At 46.2% G+C, this 19,747-nt stretch carries 19 protein-coding genes, 6 tRNA genes and 2 pseudogenes; 3 read left to right on the top strand and 24 right to left on the bottom strand.

Annotated elements, in window-relative coordinates; genetic code table 11:
- The 9 genes from D908_RS17860 to fkpA all read right to left on the bottom strand — a co-directional run.
- The coding region (locus D908_RS17860) for a GTP-binding protein (protein ID WP_005522237.1) at window positions 1-237 on the bottom strand (237 nt) is incomplete at its 3' end.
- Window positions 238-358: 121 nt separating this feature from the next.
- Complete coding sequence (gene fusA, locus D908_RS17865; RefSeq protein ID WP_000101810.1) at window positions 359-2,455, bottom strand: elongation factor G; 2,097 nt, start codon at window positions 2,453-2,455, stop codon at window positions 359-361.
- A gap of 75 nt (window positions 2,456-2,530) precedes the next feature.
- Complete coding sequence (gene rpsG / locus D908_RS17870; RefSeq protein WP_001138050.1) at window positions 2,531-3,001, bottom strand: 30S ribosomal protein S7; 471 nt, start codon at window positions 2,999-3,001, stop codon at window positions 2,531-2,533.
- A 101-nt stretch (window positions 3,002-3,102) separates the two neighbouring features.
- Window positions 3,103-3,477 (bottom strand): 30S ribosomal protein S12, encoded by a 375-nt coding sequence (gene rpsL / locus D908_RS17875; protein ID WP_000201237.1) that lies wholly within the window; start codon window positions 3,475-3,477, stop codon window positions 3,103-3,105.
- A gap of 185 nt (window positions 3,478-3,662) precedes the next feature.
- A complete protein-coding gene (gene tusB, locus D908_RS17880; protein ID WP_005522234.1) occupies window positions 3,663-3,938 on the bottom strand; it encodes a sulfurtransferase complex subunit TusB in 276 nt (91 codons plus the stop codon).
- Between the two features lie 9 nt (window positions 3,939-3,947).
- Window positions 3,948-4,304, bottom strand: coding sequence for a sulfurtransferase complex subunit TusC (gene tusC, locus D908_RS17885; protein WP_005522232.1), 357 nt, complete (start codon window positions 4,302-4,304; stop codon window positions 3,948-3,950).
- Complete coding sequence (gene tusD, locus D908_RS17890) at window positions 4,301-4,696, bottom strand: sulfurtransferase complex subunit TusD (RefSeq protein WP_000839339.1); 396 nt, start codon at window positions 4,694-4,696, stop codon at window positions 4,301-4,303. The genes tusC and tusD overlap by 4 nt, the downstream gene beginning before the upstream one ends.
- Window positions 4,693-5,409 carry a helix-turn-helix transcriptional regulator gene (locus D908_RS17895; RefSeq protein WP_000140991.1) on the bottom strand — a complete coding sequence of 239 codons (717 nt, stop codon included), beginning with the start codon at window positions 5,407-5,409 and terminating at the stop codon, window positions 4,693-4,695. Before D908_RS17895 ends, tusD begins: the two co-directional genes overlap by 4 nt.
- 280 nt (window positions 5,410-5,689) lie before the next feature.
- On the bottom strand, window positions 5,690-6,469 hold the full coding sequence (fkpA, locus tag D908_RS17900) for an FKBP-type peptidyl-prolyl cis-trans isomerase (protein ID WP_000838245.1): 780 nt from the start codon (window positions 6,467-6,469) through the stop codon (window positions 5,690-5,692).
- Window positions 6,470-6,653: 184 nt separating this feature from the next.
- Here fkpA and D908_RS0118765 point away from each other — a divergent pair.
- Together D908_RS0118765 and D908_RS17905 are read left to right on the top strand one after the other, a co-directional pair.
- A pseudogene (locus D908_RS0118765) lies at window positions 6,654-7,588 on the top strand (WD40 repeat domain-containing protein).
- Between the two features lie 3 nt (window positions 7,589-7,591).
- The gene (locus D908_RS17905; RefSeq protein WP_001156289.1) at window positions 7,592-7,819 is read left to right on the top strand and encodes a SlyX family protein; all 228 of its coding nucleotides are present in this window, start codon (window positions 7,592-7,594) and stop codon (window positions 7,817-7,819) included.
- Between the two features lie 51 nt (window positions 7,820-7,870).
- On the opposite strand, the gene D908_RS17910 is transcribed toward D908_RS17905, so the two are convergent.
- From D908_RS17910 to tsaE, 9 genes are all read right to left on the bottom strand, one after another.
- On the bottom strand, window positions 7,871-8,059 hold the full coding sequence (locus tag D908_RS17910) for a DUF2065 domain-containing protein (RefSeq protein WP_000019961.1): 189 nt from the start codon (window positions 8,057-8,059) through the stop codon (window positions 7,871-7,873).
- Window positions 8,060-8,115: 56 nt separating this feature from the next.
- A complete protein-coding gene (gene hflC / locus D908_RS17915; protein WP_001228763.1) occupies window positions 8,116-9,093 on the bottom strand; it encodes a protease modulator HflC in 978 nt (325 codons plus the stop codon).
- Window positions 9,094-9,095: 2 nt separating this feature from the next.
- A complete protein-coding gene (gene hflK / locus D908_RS17920; RefSeq protein WP_000312456.1) occupies window positions 9,096-10,283 on the bottom strand; it encodes an FtsH protease activity modulator HflK in 1,188 nt (395 codons plus the stop codon).
- Between the two features lie 45 nt (window positions 10,284-10,328).
- Window positions 10,329-11,618, bottom strand: a complete 1,290-nt coding sequence (gene hflX / locus D908_RS17925) for a ribosome rescue GTPase HflX (RefSeq protein ID WP_000460364.1) — start codon at window positions 11,616-11,618, stop codon at window positions 10,329-10,331.
- Window positions 11,619-11,650: 32 nt separating this feature from the next.
- Entirely contained in the window at window positions 11,651-11,914 is a 264-nt protein-coding gene (gene hfq / locus D908_RS17930) for an RNA chaperone Hfq (protein WP_001051873.1), read from the bottom strand.
- Window positions 11,915-12,084: 170 nt separating this feature from the next.
- Window positions 12,085-13,032 (bottom strand): tRNA (adenosine(37)-N6)-dimethylallyltransferase MiaA, encoded by a 948-nt coding sequence (gene miaA / locus D908_RS17935; protein WP_000192305.1) that lies wholly within the window; start codon window positions 13,030-13,032, stop codon window positions 12,085-12,087.
- On the bottom strand, window positions 13,029-14,990 hold the full coding sequence (gene mutL, locus D908_RS17940) for a DNA mismatch repair endonuclease MutL (protein ID WP_005522227.1): 1,962 nt from the start codon (window positions 14,988-14,990) through the stop codon (window positions 13,029-13,031). The genes miaA and mutL overlap by 4 nt, the downstream gene beginning before the upstream one ends.
- A gap of 6 nt (window positions 14,991-14,996) precedes the next feature.
- On the bottom strand, window positions 14,997-16,724 hold the full coding sequence (locus D908_RS17945; RefSeq protein WP_000935806.1) for an N-acetylmuramoyl-L-alanine amidase: 1,728 nt from the start codon (window positions 16,722-16,724) through the stop codon (window positions 14,997-14,999).
- Window positions 16,718-17,182 carry a tRNA (adenosine(37)-N6)-threonylcarbamoyltransferase complex ATPase subunit type 1 TsaE gene (gene tsaE / locus D908_RS17950; protein ID WP_001085089.1) on the bottom strand — a complete coding sequence of 155 codons (465 nt, stop codon included), beginning with the start codon at window positions 17,180-17,182 and terminating at the stop codon, window positions 16,718-16,720. The genes D908_RS17945 and tsaE overlap by 7 nt, the downstream gene beginning before the upstream one ends.
- A 205-nt stretch (window positions 17,183-17,387) precedes the next feature.
- On the opposite strand from tsaE, the pseudogene queG reads away from it, so the two are divergent.
- Window positions 17,388-18,496, top strand: a pseudogene (gene queG, locus D908_RS0118760) (tRNA epoxyqueuosine(34) reductase QueG).
- A gap of 573 nt (window positions 18,497-19,069) precedes the next feature.
- Here the strand turns inward: queG and D908_RS17955 are convergent.
- From D908_RS17955 to D908_RS17980, 6 genes are all read right to left on the bottom strand, one after another.
- Window positions 19,070-19,146, bottom strand: a tRNA-Met gene (locus tag D908_RS17955).
- Between the two features lie 42 nt (window positions 19,147-19,188).
- A tRNA-Met gene (locus D908_RS17960) sits at window positions 19,189-19,265 on the bottom strand.
- Window positions 19,266-19,327: 62 nt separating this feature from the next.
- A tRNA-Gly gene (locus tag D908_RS17965) sits at window positions 19,328-19,403 on the bottom strand.
- A gap of 34 nt (window positions 19,404-19,437) precedes the next feature.
- Window positions 19,438-19,514: transfer RNA gene (locus D908_RS17970), tRNA-Met, on the bottom strand.
- Window positions 19,515-19,553: 39 nt separating this feature from the next.
- A tRNA-Gly gene (locus tag D908_RS17975) sits at window positions 19,554-19,629 on the bottom strand.
- A 34-nt stretch (window positions 19,630-19,663) separates the two neighbouring features.
- A tRNA-Gly gene (locus tag D908_RS17980) sits at window positions 19,664-19,739 on the bottom strand.
- Between the last annotated feature and the right edge of the window lie 8 nt (window positions 19,740-19,747).

Genomic DNA, 19,747 nt, shown 5'->3' with positions numbered 1-19,747 from the left:
TGTGCCGTAGTGACGGTTTGGAGTATCGTACTCTACGTGAGAAGTATTGATTGTAATACCACGCTCACGCTCTTCTGGTGCGTTGTCGATTGACGCGAAGTCACGAGCTTTACCGCCGTATACTTTTGCAAGTACAGTACAGATAGCTGCGGTTAGAGTTGTTTTACCGTGGTCAACGTGGCCGATAGTACCAACGTTTACGTGCGGTTTCGTACGTTCAAATTTTTCTTTAGACACGATCGTGTTCCTTCCTAGTTATGATTCGCTTTGGGTAAGCTGTACCCAAGGCGCGCCAGAAATTGCTATTTTATGCGCCAACTCACGTTAGCGCAATAGATTCGTTATTAACCAACAACGGTTAACCACGTTCTGCGATAATTGCATCGGCAATATTTTTCGGCACATCGGCGTACTCAGCAAACTCCATAGAGTAAGAAGCACGACCTTGTGTAGCAGAACGCAGGTCAGTTGCATAACCAAACATCTCAGAAAGTGGCACTTTAGCGTGGATGATTTTCAGTCCCGCAGGGCCTTCATCCATACCTTCGATCATGCCGCGACGACGGTTTAAGTCACCCACAACATCACCCATCCAATCTTCTGGAGTAGTTACTTCAACTTTCATTAACGGCTCAAGAAGAACAGGCTGTGCTTCAAGCGCACCTTTCTTGAATGCCATAGAACCAGCGATTTTAAACGCCATTTCGCTGGAGTCGACATCGTGGAATGAACCATCGAACAGGGTAGCTTTGACATCCAGTACTGGATAGCCCGCTAACACACCGTTGTTCATTTGCTCCTCGATACCTTTCGCAACTGGGTTGATAAATTCTTTTGGAATTACACCACCCGCGATTGCGTCAACGAAGACAAATCCTTGACCAGGTTCAGCAGGTTCAATTTTCAGCCATACGTGACCGTATTGACCACGACCACCAGACTGACGAACGAACTTACCTTCAACTTCCGATTTACCACGAATGGTTTCACGGTAAGCCACCTGAGGTTTACCTACGTTACAATCGACACCAAACTCACGTTTCATGCGATCGACGATAATATCTAGGTGAAGCTCACCCATACCAGAAATCAGTGTTTGACCCGTTTCAGCGTCAGTCTCAACGCGGAATGATGGGTCTTCTGCCGCTAGTTTACCTAGAGCAATACCCATTTTTTCCTGATCGGCCTTAGAGCGAGGCTCTACTGCGATCTGAATTACTGGTTCAGGGAACTCCATACGCTCCAGAATCACAACATGATTCGGATCACATAAAGTATCGCCCGTGGTGACATCTTTCAGGCCGATAGCCGCTGCGATGTCGCCCGCACGAATCTCTTTGATTTCATCACGCTTGTTAGCATGCATCTGTACGATACGGCCAAAGCGCTCTTTCTTTTGCTTCACTGAGTTATAAACTGCATCACCCGAGTTAACCACTCCAGAGTAGACGCGAATAAAGGTCAGTGTGCCAACAAATGGGTCGGTAGCAATCTTAAACGCGAGTGAAGAAAACGGTTCGTTGTCGTCAGCATGACGCTCAACATCGTTTTCTCGATCATCAATACCTTTGATTGCGGGCACATCAGTTGGAGATGGCAGATATTCAATCACTGCATCCAATACTGCTTGTACGCCTTTGTTCTTAAACGCACTACCACAAGCTGCGAGAACAATTTCGTTATTGATAGTGCGCTGACGCAGAGCTTGTTTGATCTCTACTTCGCTGAGTTCACCATCTTCAAGGTATTTTTCCATCAACTCTTCACTGGCTTCGGCTGCTGCTTCCACAAGGTGGTTACGCCACTCTTGGGCAAGTTCAAGCATATCCGCAGGAATCTCTTCGTAAGTGAAGCTCATGCCTTGATCGGCTTCATTCCAGTTGATGGCTTTCATCTTGATAAGGTCGATGACACCTCTGAACCCTTCTTCTGCACCAATGTTCAGTTGGATTGGAACTGGGTTCGCACCAAGACGATGTTTAATTTGGCCTACTACGCGTAAGAAATCTGCACCTGCACGGTCCATTTTGTTAACGAATACCATGCGTGGAACGCCGTATTTGTCAGCTTGGCGCCAAACAGTTTCAGACTGAGGTTCAACACCTGATGTGCCACAGAATACGACCACTGCACCATCAAGCACACGAAGTGAACGCTCTACTTCAACCGTAAAGTCAACGTGTCCAGGGGTATCAATGATGTTGATGCGATGTTCTTGGAATTGCGCTTCCATACCACGCCAGAAGGTGGTGGTAGCAGCAGAGGTAATGGTAATACCGCGCTCTTGCTCTTGGACCATCCAGTCCATAGTCGCAGCACCGTCGTGAACTTCGCCAATTTTGTGAGAGAGGCCAGTGTAGAACAGAATACGCTCAGTAGTGGTTGTTTTTCCTGCATCTACGTGAGCACAGATACCGATGTTACGGTAGCGCTCAATAGGAGTTTTACGAGCCACGATTGTATCCTCTTACTAAGGTCAACCTTAGAAAATAGAAATGTGCTGCGAGAGAACCTCGCAGCACAGAAGGTATTACCAGCGGTAATGAGCAAACGCTTTGTTCGCTTCTGCCATACGGTGAACGTCTTCACGTTTCTTAACAGCAGAACCTTTGTTTTCAGCCGCATCCAGCATTTCAGCAGCCAGACGAGCAGCCATAGATTTTTCACCACGCTTACGCGCAGCTTCAACCAACCAACGCATTGCCAGAGCATTACGACGTACTGGACGTACTTCAACTGGCACTTGGTAAGTTGAACCACCTACACGGCGAGATTTAACTTCTACCGCTGGGCGAACGTTTTCAAGAGCTTCTTCAAAAACAGCTAAGTGGTCTTTACCAGACTTCTCAGCCATAGTGTCTAGTGCAGTGTAAACGATTTTCTCTGCAGTAGATTTTTTACCGTCAACCATAAGGATGTTAACGAATTTTGCCAGCAGTTCAGATTTGAACTTTGGATCTGGAAGGATCTTACGCTGACCAATGACGCGACGACGTGGCATGGAATATTCTCCGTTGTCTTCTTCAGGTTTTTTCCAAAACTTTTCAGTTTTTTCAAAAAATTCAAATTAATTTAGTGTTTGGCCTTACTTAACGGATTCCATTAAGACTTAGGACGCTTCACACCGTACTTAGAACGAGCTTGTTTACGGTCGTTCACGCCAGCACAGTCAAGTGCGCCGCGAACAGTGTGGTAGCGAACACCTGGAAGGTCTTTAACACGACCACCACGGATCAGTACAACACTGTGCTCTTGTAGGTTGTGACCTTCACCACCGATGTATGAAGTAACTTCAAAACCGTTAGTTAGACGTACACGACATACTTTACGAAGTGCTGAGTTAGGTTTTTTAGGTGTAGTAGTGTAAACACGAGTACATACACCACGCTTTTGTGGGCACGCAGCTAGTGCTGGCACGTTGCTTTTAACAACTTGCTTAGCACGTGGCTTACGAACCAACTGGTTAATAGTTGCCATTAACTAGCTCCTGATTTACTTAAAGTAAGCTTGTGAAAAATCTACCCCTCTTCATGCAAACAGATTGCACAAATAGGGACGCAAAATTCTATGCAGCAGTGGGAGGTGTGTCAAGAAATATACAGATCTTTTTTCCTGATCCAGCTGTAGCTCTATTTAGCCGATATTTTTCAGAAAAAGAACTTCTACCATGTGATTGATTTATCATGATTTATGGTCAAATCAACAAAATCGTTCATGCTCACAATATGAATACGGGGATCAACGTTTTTCAGCCAACCACGCGCTTGCAGATCCTCCTGCAGTACCGACCACTCGATCTGATCATTCATACTCATTCGATAAGTCGATTGAACTGCAGCAGCGTATACAGCATTTTCAGTTAGCAATACGGCATCACCCGGCAGCAAATACGCAACGACTAAGGGCAATTTTTCAAGGTGCTTGACGATATGCAGCATGTGAGATCCTTAAAAAGTTAGCAATTGATCGTAACTACGCAGTAAATGCGCTAGTTCTTGTAATTCCAAGACTTCTACATCTATCAGCAGATCTTGTTCACTCAACCCCCAACGCTGCAAACTCTCTTGGCAGACATAGCGCGCTTCAACATCGTAAAGATCCAATAACTTAAATGCGGCAATGTAGTCGCGGCTTAGAATAGATTCCGGTTGCTGGTTTTTGACTAACTGCAACACACCGTCTCCGACGAAGAACAGTGCTTGTTCGTCACTGTAAGCTGAGGTGGCAAGGATAGCGTCTAACCCTTCTCGACCAGCGGTAGTTCCGTGAGGTGGAGTATGGAATACCCATGCGACTTTATTCAAAACTGCACCACCCTATCTTGTTCTAATAAAGCTTGCGCCAAGCTACCTAATCCCGCTTGGGTAAAATGTGTCGCGAGATTGTGACTACTTAAACCATGTTGCAGAGCTTCCTGCTCACTCACCACACCACGGCGCAAAGCAGCTGCCACACAGGTTTCAAGTTGCACGTTATGTGCTTGTGCGAGAGTCTGCCAACCTTGCAGTAAGTCGAATTCGTCATTCGCTGGCACATGAGTTGCCGAACCATTAAGTACTCCATCTTGATAAAAGAACACGCTTTTCAAAATGTGTCCTTTAGCAATGAGTGCTTTGGCAAACAGATAAGCGCTACGAGCGGATTGTGTACCGTATTGCGGTCCATTGACAACGAGGGTGTAAGTGAGAGATTTCACTTCTCATCATCCTCAGTTTTGCGCTGACGAATGTAGAGATAAACCGTGTGTTTAGAAATATTCAAACGATCAGCCACGCGGTTGATCGCATCTTTAATATCGAAGATCCCTTTATCAAACAATGCCATTACGATCTGACGATTTTTCGTATTGTTCGAAACGGATTTATCGCCATTGATTTCTTCGATCGTTCGCTCAACCGTTTGGTCCACCAGCTCTTCGACATCACTCGCAAAGTTCACCGAAGAGGCCGCTTCTTGCGCTTCTTGGGTTGGCATAAAAGATTTGAGCACTTGTGAAAATGGAGCATCTAGGTTGACGTTGATACACAGTAGGCCAATCACTCGGTTTTCACCATTACGGATCGCCACAGTGATCGACTTCATCAGTACGCCACCTTTGGCACGTGTGAAATAGGAACGAGAGAAATTGCGCTCAGATCCTTCAATATCGCGCAGCATTTTCAGCGCCATATCCGTAATCGGAGACCCCACCTGACGACCCGTGTTTTCACCATTGGCAATTTTTATCGCAGAAGTATTCAAATCTTCGAGCGAGTGTAAAACGATTTCACAAAATGGGCCAATCAGGCTAGCAATGCCATCGACGACTGCCTCATAGGAGCGAAGAATCACTTTATCGTGCTCCGTAAACGGCTTAACGTGCACCGATTCCATCTCCAGCAGTAAATCGACATTCATGGTTTCTGTCATAGTCACTGTGCTTAAACCTTAGAATGAAAAATCAACAAATTGCTGTAAGTTTATCAGAAAATTTTAAACCACGATTCTGCAATATTACCAACAAGTGATTTAGGACAAATTCTTATTGCATTATCTATAAACAGCTTGGAGTTACAGCCTATTCTACGGCCAATGATCAACAACCCCATTCGAATTAGCAGAAAGCGAAGAACACAAAAAGGCCTGAACAACGTCAGGCCTTCATTCTCTTCTTCAACTACCCTTAAAGAGCAGATGCAGAACTCACTATTTACTGTGTAGCGTCTTTGCCATTTTCAATTTTCAGCAGTTCAACTTCAAACACTAGCGTTGAGTTAGCTGGAATTGTTGGGGTATCTTGCTCGCCGTAAGCCAATTCAGGCGGGATAACCAACTTGAATTTTGAACCTACTGGCATCAATTGTACGCCTTCTGTCCATCCTGGGATCACACGGTTCAATGGGAAAGTCGCAGGCTCGCCACGCTCATAAGAGCTATCGAATTGAGTACCATCAGTCAAAGTCCCTTTATAGTGAACTTGTACTGTATCAGTATCTTTTGGCTTGTCGCCTTCAGCTGGAGTCATAACTTGGTATAGCAGACCAGATTGGGTCTTCACTACACCTTGCTCTTTCTCGAATTGAGCTCTGAACTCATCACCTTTCTTCTTGTTTTCTGCTGCTTTTTCAGTTGCTTTCGCTTGCATGGTTTCAGCTACGCGCTTATCCAGAGCTTCAAGCGCAGCACGTGTCTCTTCTTCGCTCATTTCTGGGTTGCCAGCGAACACATGCTCAATTCCTTTCAGCACAAGATCTTTGTTGAGGTCAATACCAATTTCACTTGGCTTTTCAATGCTGGTCTTAAGGTAGTTAGCAAACGACACACCAATCGCGTACGCGGCTTTATCGTCTTCAGATTTGAATTCCACGGTTTTTGCCGTTGCAGTTTGTGCAGCAGGCGTGGTTTCTGTTTTTGGTGCTTCTTCTTTCTGACAACCAACTGCGAGCATAACCGTCGCAGCCAGCAGTGACACTTTAAAAAGTGATTTCATCGGGTTCTCCAATTGTGAGGTATTCCTTTTGGTGTTGTGCACAAAAACCAGCAACCTACTGGTGCACAACAAAGAGTTGTACCAATATAGCGGTATGTTTCATGATTGTCTTTACACAACAAACGGATAATTCGACTTGATGCGAAGAATTTATCACTCACTCTGCTACTTGCTTGTCATCTTAATGTTAAGCGGTTGTTTTTTTGTAAACCAAGCGGAGCAACAATGGGACTTAGCTCCAGAAGGTTCAACCGCCTTTGGTTTAAGCCGAGATGGCCGCTTCGCACTCATTTATTCCAAACAACAGCAGTTAGTGCTGTGGGATCTACAGGAAAATAAAAAGCTTTCCTATTTAGGTGCACAAGATCCGCAAGCCAACCCTGTTTCCGTTATCCGTATTGCGGACAATGGACGCTATGCCATTACCGCAAGCCAAAACAACTTCGCGGTTTGGGATCTTGCTTGGACCCAAGCTAAAGGTCTTTGGTCCATTACCGATGGTTTGATCCGTGACGTAGACGTGTCGAGTGATGGTGAACAAGCACTACTTGGACTGACCAATGGTAAAGCCATTTACGTGGACTTAGTCAGTGGGCGACGCATGGAGTTCCTTGCTCATCAAGAAAAAGTGAATTCAGTGGCGATTTCAGCTAATGGACGCTATGCCTTAACGGGGGGTAATGATTATCACGCTTACCTTTGGGATACCAAAACCGGGCAAATTATCCACCAATTTGAACATGAACAACGAGTTAATCGAGTTACTTTACAAAGAGATGGCAAAATGGCGTTTACTTCAGATGGAGGTAATCAAGCCTGATTTGGGATTTAACGTCACAAAGCCAGCCGATTCAGCTACGAAGCTTTAGACGCCAACTGATTTTTTCTACAGCTCGCCTCTCTGATGATGGGAAAAGATTGATAACAGGCACACCATCAGGGTTAGTTGAAATATGGGATAGCCAAGATGGAAAGAAAATCGCCAGCTTTGAGTCAGCAACCAAAAAAGATGGCGGACCCGCGCAAGCTGTCGTGTATGATGCGACTTTTGATGCCCAACAACGTGCCGTAGCGGGCAGTTCGGCGGGTATAGCTCAAGCTTGGCGTGTGGAGAACTGACAAATGCAAGAGATATCGCTAACCCAACTTCAAGAGCGCATTGAAGATTTAGAGTGCAAATTGGCTTTTCAAGAGCAGACGATCGAAACCCTGAATGATTCTCTGACTCAGCAGCAATTACTGATCTCTAAAATGCAGGATCAGATGAAATATGTTGTCGGCAAAGTCAGAAATATAGACTCATCAAACCTTGCCGATCAAGCTCATGAAACACCACCACCGCACTATTAATCAATAATACTGGTACGTAATATCTGTTCGCCTACATCTTCAGCTCTGGGTTTATCCAGCAAATACGTAGGCGATCACCGCTCCAGCCACAACCAAACAACCACCAATACGACGTAATTGATTATCCGGTTGCTGACTGAGTTGCGACACCATCTGACGCCAGCCTCGTGGCGCTAATAATGGCCCTAATCCTTCAACAATCAACACTAAACCTAGTGCGACCCACAGTGTGTGCGACATATTTACTCCAAATAACAAAGGCTCCTTACGGAGCCTTTAGAAATGTTGCATTGTGCTTACTTGGCTGCAGCGCCTTTCGCATTATTCATGTATTGGAAGAACTCACTTTTCGGATCCAAAACCAGAATATCGTTCTTGCTGTTAAATGATTTCTCATAAGCACGCAGTGAACGCAGGAAGCTAAAGAACTCAGGGTCTTTCTTGTATGCATCTGAGTAAATTTTAGCGGCTTCTGCATCTGCCGTACCACGCGTAACACGTGCGGTTTTGTCTGCTTCAGCAAGGATAGTCGCTACTTCAAGCTCAGCTTGTGCACGAATGACTTCTGCTTTCTCACGGCCTTGTGAACGGTGCTTACGAGCCACTGACTCACGCTCAGCACGCATACGACGATAGATAGACTCACTGATTTCATCAGGTAAGTTGATCTTCTTCATTCTGAAGTCGACGATGTAAACACCTAGGTCCTTCATCGCACTGGTACGAGTATCGTTCAGCACCTCAGACATGATTTGATCACGCTGACCATCAATCTCAAGCGCTTCTTTTGCAGCCTCAGTTGCCAGTTCAGGAGAATCCGTGTTTTCTGGCACAATAGCGCCACTACGAGGACCAGAAACAATCTGCTTGATCTCACGTGAACCAATTTCAGAACGCAGCACGTCTGTAACTTTACGCTCAAGTAGAGCTTCTGCCGTTAAAGCATTACCACCACCTGTTGCCAAGTAATATTGACCGAAATCTTCGATACGCCATTTCACGTACGAATCGATAATCACGTCTTTTTTCTCTGACGTTACGAAACGATCCGAACGGCCGTCCATAGTTTGAATTCGTGCATCTAATGTTTTTACGCGATCAAACAATGGCATTTTGAAATGCAAGCCCGGTTCATAAATCTTTGAGACATCGTTGTCTTTCAACACTCGGCCAAAGCGGATCACTATACCGCGCTCACCCTCAGGGATAACAAACATCGACATCAACAAAGCTGCGATGATCAGAACTACACCAGGGATTAATAACTTACGCATTCTTAGTATCTCCCTTGACGTGTGGTACTACGCGACTGAGTGTCGGTATTCGATTCTGTCGTTTGTGATTCAAGCTCAATCTGATCATACGACGATGAAGATTTGCTTGGACGAGACTCGGCTTTTTTACTGTCTTGACCCGCTAGCTTATCGATCGGCAAATACAACAGGTTACCGCTCGACTCAGAATCAATTAGAACTTTCGAGGTATTGCTATACACCTCTTCCATCGCATCCAAATAGAGACGATCACGAGTGACTTTCGGTGCAGCTTGATATTCAGGTAACAGCTTTTCAAACTGAGCAACCTGACCAAGAGCTTCGTTGATCGTACGCTCGTTGTAACCTTGAGCTTCTTTCTTCAAACGCTCAGCACGACCTGTCGCTTTCGGCAAAATTTCGTTCTTGTAAGCTTCCGCTTCACGAATGAAACGCTCTTCATCCTCACGAGCAGCAATTGCATCGTCAAATGCGTCTTTCACTTGCTCAGGCGGACGAGCCGATTGGAAGTTCACGTCAACGATCATCAAGCCCATATCATAGCTATCGATGATTTGATTCAGTGTTTGTTGAGTGCTTTGACGAATTTGCTGACGACCGCTAGTTAAGATGCTATCCATCAATGAGTCACCGATTACCGCACGCAGAGCAGAATCAGTCGCTTGGCGCAAACTGTCATCCGCATTAGTGACTTGATAAAGGTACTTATATGGATCGGAAATACGGTATTGCACATCCATCGATACCGTTACTACGTTTTCATCTTTGGTCAACATCAAACCTGATGCGCGCAACGAACGAATCGCTTGTACGTTAACTGGAGTCACTTCATCAATAAAGCGTGGACGCCAGTTCAAACCAGGATCAACAATGCGATCATATTTACCAAGGCGCAGCACAACACCACGCTCGGCTTCACCAATGGTGTAGAAGCCAGTAAAGAACCACACCGCGGCAGCGATTGCTGCAATCACACCAAAACCGATGGCACCGCCACCTGCCAACGAAGGACCTTTTCCGCCTTTGTTGCCAAATTTACCACCCAGCTTCTGACTCAGTTTATTAAACACTTCGTCTAAATCTGGTGGACCTTGATCTCGGCCACCTTTGCCACCGCGATTGTTGTTCCCCCATGGGTCATTATCGCGGCCATTGTTGCCGTTATTATTACCAGGCTCATTCCACGCCATTAGAAAACTCCATCATTTGATATGACGTTATACTCTAGCAGTCCTTTAAGTAACTATAAAGTCACATAAATCTGCTTGCTCTCGTTTTTCTAGTCTAGCCCAATCGACCTGCTGCATTCGAACAGTGATCAGTAAATTGCCTTCCGGATCATATTCTTCCTGCTGGATACATTTCATCTGGAAAAATGTGCTTCGGATACGTCCTTGATGTCGTGGAGGAATACGTAAATGGTGTTCCACCACTTGGCTCGCCAAACGTTCGCTTAATGCTTGAAAGAGTAGCTCAATGCCAGAACCCTGCATGGCAGAGATCCAGACTACTCTCGGGATACCTTCATCATCCCTCTCAATACGCGGAGCTTGCTCTTCAAGACTATCGATCTTATTCATCACCAACAGGGTTGGGACTTCATGGGCATCGATCTCTTGCAACACAGTCTCTACTGCTTGAATATTCTCACGAAAGCGATCATCACTGGCATCAACAACATGTAACAAAATGTCAGCTTCTTGTGTCTCTTGTAACGTTGCTTTAAAAGCCGCAACAAGATCATGCGGAAGATGACGAATAAAACCTACTGTGTCGGCTAAAACGGCCGGCCCCACATCCACCAGATCGATTTTGCGTAAGGTAGGATCGAGTGTTGCAAACAGCTGATCCGCCGCATAAACCCCCGCTTCGGTGATGCGGTTAAACAGGGTGGATTTCCCTGCGTTGGTATATCCTACCAACGAGATGGTTGGAATTTCAGCACGGTTGCGAGCTCGACGCCCTTGTTCACGTTGTTTAGCCACTTTTTCTAAGCGGCGCAAAATCGCTTTGATACGTTCACGCAATAAACGTCGGTCAGTTTCAAGCTGGGTTTCCCCTGGTCCACGCAGACCGATACCACCTTTTTGTCTTTCCAAGTGCGTCCAACCACGGATCAAGCGTGTCGAGATATGGCGTAGCTGAGCCAATTCGACTTGTAGCTTACCTTCATGGGTACGGGCACGTTGAGCAAAGATATCAAGGATAAGACCTGTGCGATCAATCACACGGCATTGGCACAGTCTTTCGAGGTTACGTTCTTGGGCAGGAGAAAGAGCGTGGTTAAAAATCACCACGTTAGCTCCATTTAACTGGACAGCTTCGGCGATTTCTTGGGCTTTGCCCTCACCAACAAAATATTTAGGGTGAGGGGTTTGACGACTGCCAGTTACCACTTGCAGTGTTGTCACCCCGGCGGAAGAAACGAGCATTTTACATTCGCTCAGATCTTCCCACTCACCCTGTTGCGTGAAGTTGACATGAACAAGTACGGCTCGCTCACCGGCTTCATAACGGTCAAACAAGCGATCAACTCCTTAAATTATTGTGCAAAGAATTACTCTTCAGTTTTCTCTGCTGGACGATCTGATGCTGGGCGATCACCGCTATGGTGGCTAACTGGACGAGCAGGAACCACAGTAGAGATCGCGTGCTTGTAAACCATTTGGTTTACTGTGTTCTTCAGCAGGATCACAAATTGATCAAACGATTCGATCTGGCCTTGCAGCTTGATGCCGTTAACAAGGTAGATAGAAACTGGAATACGTTCACGACGTAGTGCATTCAGAAATGGGTCTTGTAGAGATTGCCCCTTAGCCATTTTATTTTTCCTTATTTTGTCTTTTCTAGTAATTATTTAGCTAGCGGTGCAGCAGAGTTATATGCAGCCTTGCATCTGAGCTAAACGAATCAAATCCCCGTTGCTACCGATGCTCAACAGAGTACCAATAGCGGATCCTTTCCGGGGTACATCACGCAAAAGCGATCACATTATACACAGCTTATTTCGTTGGACGCTATCGCATTTGAGAGTGTTTCAACGGCTTGCTCAATGTTTTCGCTATCTAACCAAGTTAAATCATCCCAGCTGCGTAACCAGGTGATCTGTCGCTTGGCCAATTGACGGGTGGCACAGATGCCGCGATAAATCGCCTCATCTAAAGTTCCATTACCGTCTAAATAATCCCACATCTGACGATAGCCCACACAACGGATAGAGGGAAGATCCGGATGAAGATCGTCTCTGGCATACAATGCTTTGACCTCTTCTTCAAACCCTGATTCGACCATCTTCTCAAAGCGAAGTTCAATACGACGATGGAGTTCTGCCCTTTCCTTGGGAGCAATTGCAAACTGCAGCACCCGATAAGGAATTGCTTCCCCTTTGGTTTGCGTCAGTTCAGTAAGAGTTTTACCTGAAATTCGATAAACTTCCAATGCCCGTGACAATCTTTGTGGATCATTGGGATGAATTCGCTGTGCCGAGACAGGATCAATTTGTTGCAATTGATCGTGCAACGCCTGCCAGCCTAGCGTTAAAGCCTCTTGCTCTATCTGTTGGCGAATTTCTGGATCAGCCGCCGGCAGTGGCGATAAACCCTCGAGCAAGGCTTTGTAATAGAGCATAGTGCCACCCACCAACAGCGGAATTTTGCCCTGCGCTACGATCTCAGCCATCTCTTTGAGGGCGTCACGACGAAAATCGGCGGCCGAATAAGCTTCACTCGGATCAAGGATATCAATCAAACGGTGTGGTGCGAGTGCTAACTCTTGGGCATCGGGCTTAGCGGTACCGATGTCCATCCCCCGATAAATCAGAGCCGAATCGACGCTGATGATCTCCACCGGGTATTTCTGACGTAAGCGAATGGCTAAATCCGTTTTGCCAGAAGCCGTTGGGCCCATTAAAAACAGGGCGAGAGGTAACTTTTGAGTCATGAGTGTAATGCTGTAATTGAGGTGGAAAAGTCCACCAAGGTAATAAAATGAGGATCATGCAAAGGCAAGCGACCTTGCCATAACTGTTCCAGCTCTGCGATCAAACCGATCGCCTCGGCTAAAGTGTAGTCTCTTTTTTCTACGACAATCCGTTGGGTCAGCCAATCCGCAAGCACTTGATGGCTCAAAGGCTCAGCTGTCACCGCCGCGTAAGATAACAGATCCGGCAGTAATTGCTGTAAATTTTGCTGACGCAGCGGTTGAGGCACAGCCATCACTATAATGCTGTGATTAGCGCGTGTTTTGAGTTCAATCCCAAGTTGGAGTAGCGAGTCTAAATGGGTTTGCGCGACTTGCCATTCACTCTCGCTCAGTTTCAGCGATAAAGGCACTAAGAGTGGCTGCGCTTTAAGTGCGCCATGCTGTGCATTAAGTAATCCACGTAATTTAACTACTTGAGCTTGGTGTAGCGAGATGAGCACACAGCCTTGTGAGCTGCTCATCAGCAAATACTCCCCTTCGACTACCTGAATCGCTTTACCAAGCTTTTCAATGACAATTTCCGTCTTTGTCGTTTGGAGAGATGAAGTGCTAACTGGTGAAGAGTTTGGCTCCTCATCAGGCAAATCTGGCGTTTGCATCAGGGTTTGATAGGCCACAGCCTCTTTTTTACTCACTGATACTGAGCCGTATTTTTCCCTGTTCGAACCCGCCGTTTTTGGTGAAGTGACCCATGGATTCGTTACCGCTCGCTCTCTAAGCTGGTAATGTTCGCTCTCACTCTCTTCTTCATCACGAGGCGCTTTACGCGGATAAGCGGGGGTATCTTGTGCCGCTTGCCACACTCTTTTTTGCACCGAAGCTTCTGTCGTCACTGGTTCAGCTACGCTAGCCTCGGCATCCTCTTCCACATTAGGTAAATGGAAAGCACCATCATTGATCGAAGGAGCAATCACTTGTGCGCTTTGTACCAACGCACTGCTTAAAGCTTGATAAATGAAATCGTGAACGAGGCGGGCTTGATGGAAACGCACCTCATGCTTAGCTGGATGTACGTTGACATCGACTTGATGAGGATCGAGTTCAATAAACAAAACATAGGTGGCAAACTGATCAGCTCGTAAGCTGGTTTCGTAGCTTTGGCGAATCGCATGATTGATGAGCTTATCTCTCATCATCCGGCCATTCACATAACAGTATTGCAGATCGCTTTGCTGACGTGCACCTTCAGGCGTTGTTATCCAGCCATGCAGTTTGAGGCCTTGATGTTCTAACTCAATTCGCAGCATATGCTGCACAAATGGGTTACCGCACACCGCGGCTAAACGTTTCTCTTGCTGAGGCAAAGTGCTCGCGGCTCGATACTGACGCACCATTTTGCCGTTATGGCGCAGAGTAAAACTGACATCAAAGCGGCTGAGCGCAATACGCTTGAGCAGCTCATCGATATGAGTGAATTCGGTTTTCTCGGTACGCAGAAATTTACGACGTGCTGGTGTATTGAAGAACAGATCCAGCACTTCAACCGTCGTCCCCACTGGATGCGCGGCAGGCTGTAACTTCACAGCCATATCACGACCCTCACTGTATGCCGACCATGCTTCTTCTTGAGTCACAGTGCGGGAAGTGAGGGTTAAACGAGAAACCGAGCTGATACTCGCCAGTGCCTCACCACGAAACCCGAGGCTCATGATCGCTTCCAGATCATCCAGTGTATGGATTTTAGAAGTCGCGTGACGACTCAACGCCAGACCCAGCTCATCTTTATCAACGCCTGAGCCATTATCCCGAATGCGGATCAGCTTCGCGCCACCTTTCTCGATATCAATGTCGATCCGAGTCGCACCCGCATCTAAGCTGTTTTCCACCAGCTCTTTCACCACCGAAGCGGGTCTTTCTACTACTTCACCAGCAGCAATTTGGTTGGCTAAGCGAGCGGGTAGAATTCGAATCGTCATAATCAGTTACTTATTCGGGATAATCAGTTGCTGGCCCACCGCCAGTTGATCAGAACGCAACTGATTCGCTTGGCGGATGCTATCAATGCTGACATTGTATTGTTCAGCGATTTTGCTAAGGTGCTCACCGCGCTGCACCTTATGTTTACGCAGCGGCTTATCTTTTAAGCTCACCGTAATTTTCAGCTTCTGTCCGAGCACCAAAGTATCGGATTTGAGGTTATTTTCTTTTTTGATCGCCGCCACTGACACTTTATAAGTGCTCGCAAGCTTGCCAAGGAAGTCGCCTGATTTGACTACATGAGTAACCGTTTCAGTTTCTACTGGATTGGTCACCTCAGGAACAGGGATCGGTGCCTGTGAAGCAGGAATTGTCAGCAATTGCCCAATCGCGAGTGTAGATGATTTGAGTTTGTTGACCTTCATTAGGGCATCAACACTCACCCCATACTGATTCGCAATCAAACCGACCGACTCACCGCGCTGAACTTTATGTTTCTGCGCTTTCCCTCGATTCGCAAATAACGTTCCTTCTGGAGGGTTATCTTCAAAGTACTGCACAATCGCCGTCGCTAATGCATGGGCGAGCTTATCTTGATGAGTGCGCTGAAACAGCAATTTTTCTTCTGATGGATTCGAGATAAAGCCCGTTTCGACCAACACTGACGGAATATCTGGCGATTTCAGTACCGCCAAGCTTGCATTAACAGGTTCTGCTTTATGCAAATGGGCAACTTTGCCCATCTCACGCAAAATATTGGACGCGACTTTATACCCTTCTTTTTGTGAATGGCTAAATTGCAGATCAAGCAAAGTTTGGCTGACGTTGCGATCGTTATTCGCTTTCGAAAGCACTTCCCCTGCACCGCCAAGCAATTCAGATTGTTGTTCATGGTTTTCAACCCAACGCGCAATTTCTGTATTAGCGCGACGAGTATTCAGCACAAACACGGAGCCACCACGAGGTTGAGGCGTATGGAAGGCATCCGCATGCACGGAAACTAACAAATGAGCTTTACTACTACGTGCGATTTCTGTGCGCTTATTAAGGTTAACAAAATAGTCGCCTCGGCGAGTCAGTACCGCCTTCATACCCGGCACAGCATTAATTTGATCGGCGAGTTTTTTCGAAACACTCAAGGTAACATCTTTTTCAAATTTACGAGTTGGTCCGATTGAACCCGGATCTTCACCACCATGTCCTGCGTCAATCGCAACCACAATGTCGTCATTGCCTAGCAACTGTGAAGCATCTTTACTCACTTGAGCAGAAGAAGAACTTGATGTGCTTGAACTTGAAGTACTTGTATCCGCTACCTTGCCATGCGGCATATCTACTACTAGGCGATGCCCATATTGCCCACCTGGTGTTGGCGCCAGTTTGAACAGGGTTGGAGTCGTTTTTTGTTTGAGTTCGAAGACAAGACGAAAGGTACTTTTCTCCGGCGGAGTCGAAGCGCGAATTTTAGATAAAATGCCACTTTCAGTGACATTGACTGGCAACTTAGCGCGAGAAGAACTCTGCTTTAGATCGATCACCAAACGCTCAGGTGAACTGAGCGTGAAATAACTAAAGTCAACCTCAGATTTGACGTCTAAAACCACTCGTGTTTCATCAGGAGATGGCCAAACGCGAACCCCTTCTAATACATTGGCCCATGTTTTGGGAGCCAGTGTTAATAGAACTAATGCACTGAGTAAGAATACAAAACGAAAACGGCTAACGTTCAACATAACTCCAACTGACTCAAAAGGTCGCATCCATAATCATTATTGGCAGTCAGCGTGGCAATTCGCTGCTCACCGTCATAGCGCAAATCAATGTCGAGATCAGCATGGGGCAAAAGTCCATGCCCTTTTTCTGGCCATTCAACCAAACAAATCGCATCCGCAGAAAAGTAATCACGAATCCCCATGAATTCGAGTTCTTCTGGATCGGCCAAACGATAAAGATCAAAGTGATAAACCTGCCATTCACCTAGCTGATAAGGTTCAACCAGAGTATAGGTGGGACTTTTGACATTGCCGTTGTGGCCTAATGCGCGAATAAAACCGCGGCTAAATGTGGTTTTTCCCGCTCCAAGATCGCCATGCAGATAAAGCGTTGTTTGTTGAGAACAAATTGCGGCTAACGCGCTGCCTAATTCAATCGTGGCTTGTTCATCTTTAAGGGAAAAAATCTTGCTGTTCATTACGCTTTTCTCGACAAAGTCTTTATTGACTATAAAGAAATCAAAAGAACTGGAATAGTAAACTGGGTTTGAATTAAGAGACAAGATCTGTTCTGTTAACAAAGCGAAAAATATCTAGGATCAATCAAGATCTAAACCGGATTAAGGCTAGAAGCAGGAAAGAAGATCCGCTAAGATCCTCGCCCCTTATCGTGAGTACCCCCCGATGGACTACCAACAACTAGCAGACAAGATCAAACAATGGGCGATCGAACTCGGCTTTGAAAAAGTCGGGATCTGTGACGTCGACTTAAGTGAACATGAACAGGCTTTGCAAAGTTGGCTAGATGCGGGCTACCACGGTGAGATGGATTGGATGGCAAGACATGGCATGATGCGCGCTCGTCCTGCTGAATTGCTGCCAGGCACTCTGCGTGTCATCAGTGCACGTATCAACTATTTGCCACCACAAGCACAGTTTGCTTCCAACTTAAGTGATCCAAGCCAGGCTTATATCAGCCGTTACGCTTTAGGGCGTGATTACCATAAGCTTATTCGAAACCAGCTCAAAAAACTGGGAGAAAAGATCGAGCAAGAGGTGGGGCAACTCGGTTATCGCCCTTTTGTCGACTCAGCCCTATTCTAGAGCGCCCATTAGCACAGAAAGCAGGGCTAGGTTGGACGGGGAAACACTCTTTAATCTTAGATAAAGAGACTGGCTCTTGGTTCTTTCTTGGTGAATTACTGGTGGATATTCCATTACCGGTTGATGAACCTAGCGAAAATCAATGCGGTAAGTGCACTGCTTGTATAACAAGCTGCCCAACCAACGCCATTGTGGCAGAAGGTGTCGTCGATGCGAGACGCTGTATCTCATACCTCACCATCGAATATTCTGGTGTCATTCCTGTTGAGTTTCGCAGTGCAATGGGCAACCGAATCTACGGTTGTGATGATTGCCAACTCGTCTGCCCTTGGAATCGTTTTGCACCTTTAACTCAGCAGAGTGATTTTCATCGTCGGCAAAGCCTAACCAATGCTGACTTAGTCGCACTATTTGAGTGGGATGAGGCAACATTTCTAAAACACATGGAAGGTTCTGCTATCCGCCGAATCGGTCATCAGCAATGGCGGCGCAATTTAATCGTTGCGATGGGGAATGCCCCTTATTCTCCGCGCATTGTAGACACACTACAACAGCATCTAGGGCTGAGTGAACTGCTTGACGAACACATTCACTGGGCTTTAGCAGAACAAACAAAAAGTTCACCCACACCACGTCAACACGAGCGGTTAATTCGAATCATCGAAAAGGGACTCCCGCGCGATGCCTAAGCAACGTAATTTGCATCAGTAGAGAAAGGATTGTTTGATGCCCATCCCAATTTGCGCTATGTGGACAACATTTTTAATCAGACGCTGTTTTCTATCACTAAAGAAAGTTAATCACAGCCTCGGTAAATGACTAGGATCAAGTTTTTGGATGGTAATGATCTTAAAAGTCAGAGTTGACCTTATATCAAGTAGAATAAAGCCCATTAAAAACAATAAGTTAGTAACACCATGTCGAATTAACCTACTGGCAAGGCAAGCAAAGATCCTTAAAGAAGTCAACAATAAACACTAAGATGCAGAGTTTATCAACCATTTTATCCACAGAATAAATTTGTGGATAAGTCTGTTAATGATATGGGAAAAGCAAGCAAAATCCGGTTATAGCCGATAGGCATTCGGTTGCTTTTAAGCAGAATATTAGTGCAGATGAGAGCGATATGATTGAGCTTATGCTCAATAGATAACTCACAAGGGATGATGCTTCACAGCATTATAGAAAGAGCGTTAGCAAAAAGCTAAGCGGTCTTAAAAAGAAAAATCTGCGCCTAAGCACAGTCTCTCTTATCAAAGAACTGGTTGCGGGGGCCGGATTTGAACCGACGACCTTCGGGTTATGAGCCCGACGAGCTACCAAGCTGCTCCACCCCGCGTCCGTATTGTGTCACTGTTAAGCACAGTGAGAGCTTTAAAATTGGTTGCGGGGGCYGGATTTGAACCAACGACCTTCGGGTTATGAGCCCGACGAGCTACCAAGCTGCTCCATCCCGCGTCCGTGTATTATCACTAGGCGCAATAAAACTTTTCTTCAGTTTTCTGTGGTATGCAAGAAACTGGAGCGACACACGAGGTTCGAACTCGTGACCTCAACCTTGGCAAGGTTGCGCTCTACCAACTGAGCTAGTGTCGCATTTGTCGTGACGCTACTGCATCTACGAAAGATTTGGTTGCGGGGGCCGGATTTGAACCGACGACCTTCGGGTTATGAGCCCGACGAGCTACCAAGCTGCTCCACCCCGCGTCCGTGTATTATCGTTAAGCACGATAAGGGCTATAAAACTGGAGCGACACACGAGGTTCGAACTCGTGACCTCAACCTTGGCAAGGTTGCGCTCTACCAACTGAGCTAGTGTCGCATTTCATCGTTAAGTACGGTGACAACTACAAATTTGGAGCGACACACGAGGTTCGAACTCGTGACCTCAACCTTGGCAAGGTTGCGCTCTACCAACTGAGCTAGTGTCGCATTCATCG

This window comes from Vibrio mimicus CAIM 602 (assembly GCF_000338875.1).
Classification (GTDB): domain Bacteria; phylum Pseudomonadota; class Gammaproteobacteria; order Enterobacterales; family Vibrionaceae; genus Vibrio; species Vibrio mimicus.
Note: the sequence above shows the minus strand (reverse complement) of the source record. Positions and strands in the feature narration are given on the sequence as shown.

Bases quoted from the DNA above. Each gene is read 5' to 3' on its own strand.
- D908_RS17905 (WP_001156289.1), top strand. From the start codon at position 7,592: ATGCAAGAGATATCGCTAACCCAACTTCAAGAGCGCATTGAAGATTTA.
- fkpA (WP_000838245.1), bottom strand. From the start codon at position 6,469: ATGAAATCACTTTTTAAAGTGTCACTGCTGGCTGCGACGGTTATGCTC.
- miaA (WP_000192305.1), bottom strand. From the start codon at position 13,032: ATGACTCAAAAGTTACCTCTCGCCCTGTTTTTAATGGGCCCAACGGCT.
- tsaE (WP_001085089.1), bottom strand. From the start codon at position 17,182: ATGAACAGCAAGATTTTTTCCCTTAAAGATGAACAAGCCACGATTGAA.
- rpsG (WP_001138050.1), bottom strand. From the start codon at position 3,001: ATGCCACGTCGTCGCGTCATTGGTCAGCGTAAGATCCTTCCAGATCCA.
- hfq (WP_001051873.1), bottom strand. From the start codon at position 11,914: ATGGCTAAGGGGCAATCTCTACAAGACCCATTTCTGAATGCACTACGT.
- hflK (WP_000312456.1), bottom strand. From the start codon at position 10,283: ATGGCGTGGAATGAGCCTGGTAATAATAACGGCAACAATGGCCGCGAT.
- hflC (WP_001228763.1), bottom strand. From the start codon at position 9,093: ATGCGTAAGTTATTAATCCCTGGTGTAGTTCTGATCATCGCAGCTTTG.
- rpsL (WP_000201237.1), bottom strand. From the start codon at position 3,477: ATGGCAACTATTAACCAGTTGGTTCGTAAGCCACGTGCTAAGCAAGTT.
- D908_RS17945 (WP_000935806.1), bottom strand. From the start codon at position 16,724: ATGTTGAACGTTAGCCGTTTTCGTTTTGTATTCTTACTCAGTGCATTA.
- D908_RS17895 (WP_000140991.1), bottom strand. From the start codon at position 5,409: ATGACAGAAACCATGAATGTCGATTTACTGCTGGAGATGGAATCGGTG.
- mutL (WP_005522227.1), bottom strand. From the start codon at position 14,990: ATGACGATTCGAATTCTACCCGCTCGCTTAGCCAACCAAATTGCTGCT.
- D908_RS17910 (WP_000019961.1), bottom strand. From the start codon at position 8,059: ATGTCGCACACACTGTGGGTCGCACTAGGTTTAGTGTTGATTGTTGAA.
- tusB (WP_005522234.1), bottom strand. From the start codon at position 3,938: ATGCTGCATATCGTCAAGCACCTTGAAAAATTGCCCTTAGTCGTTGCG.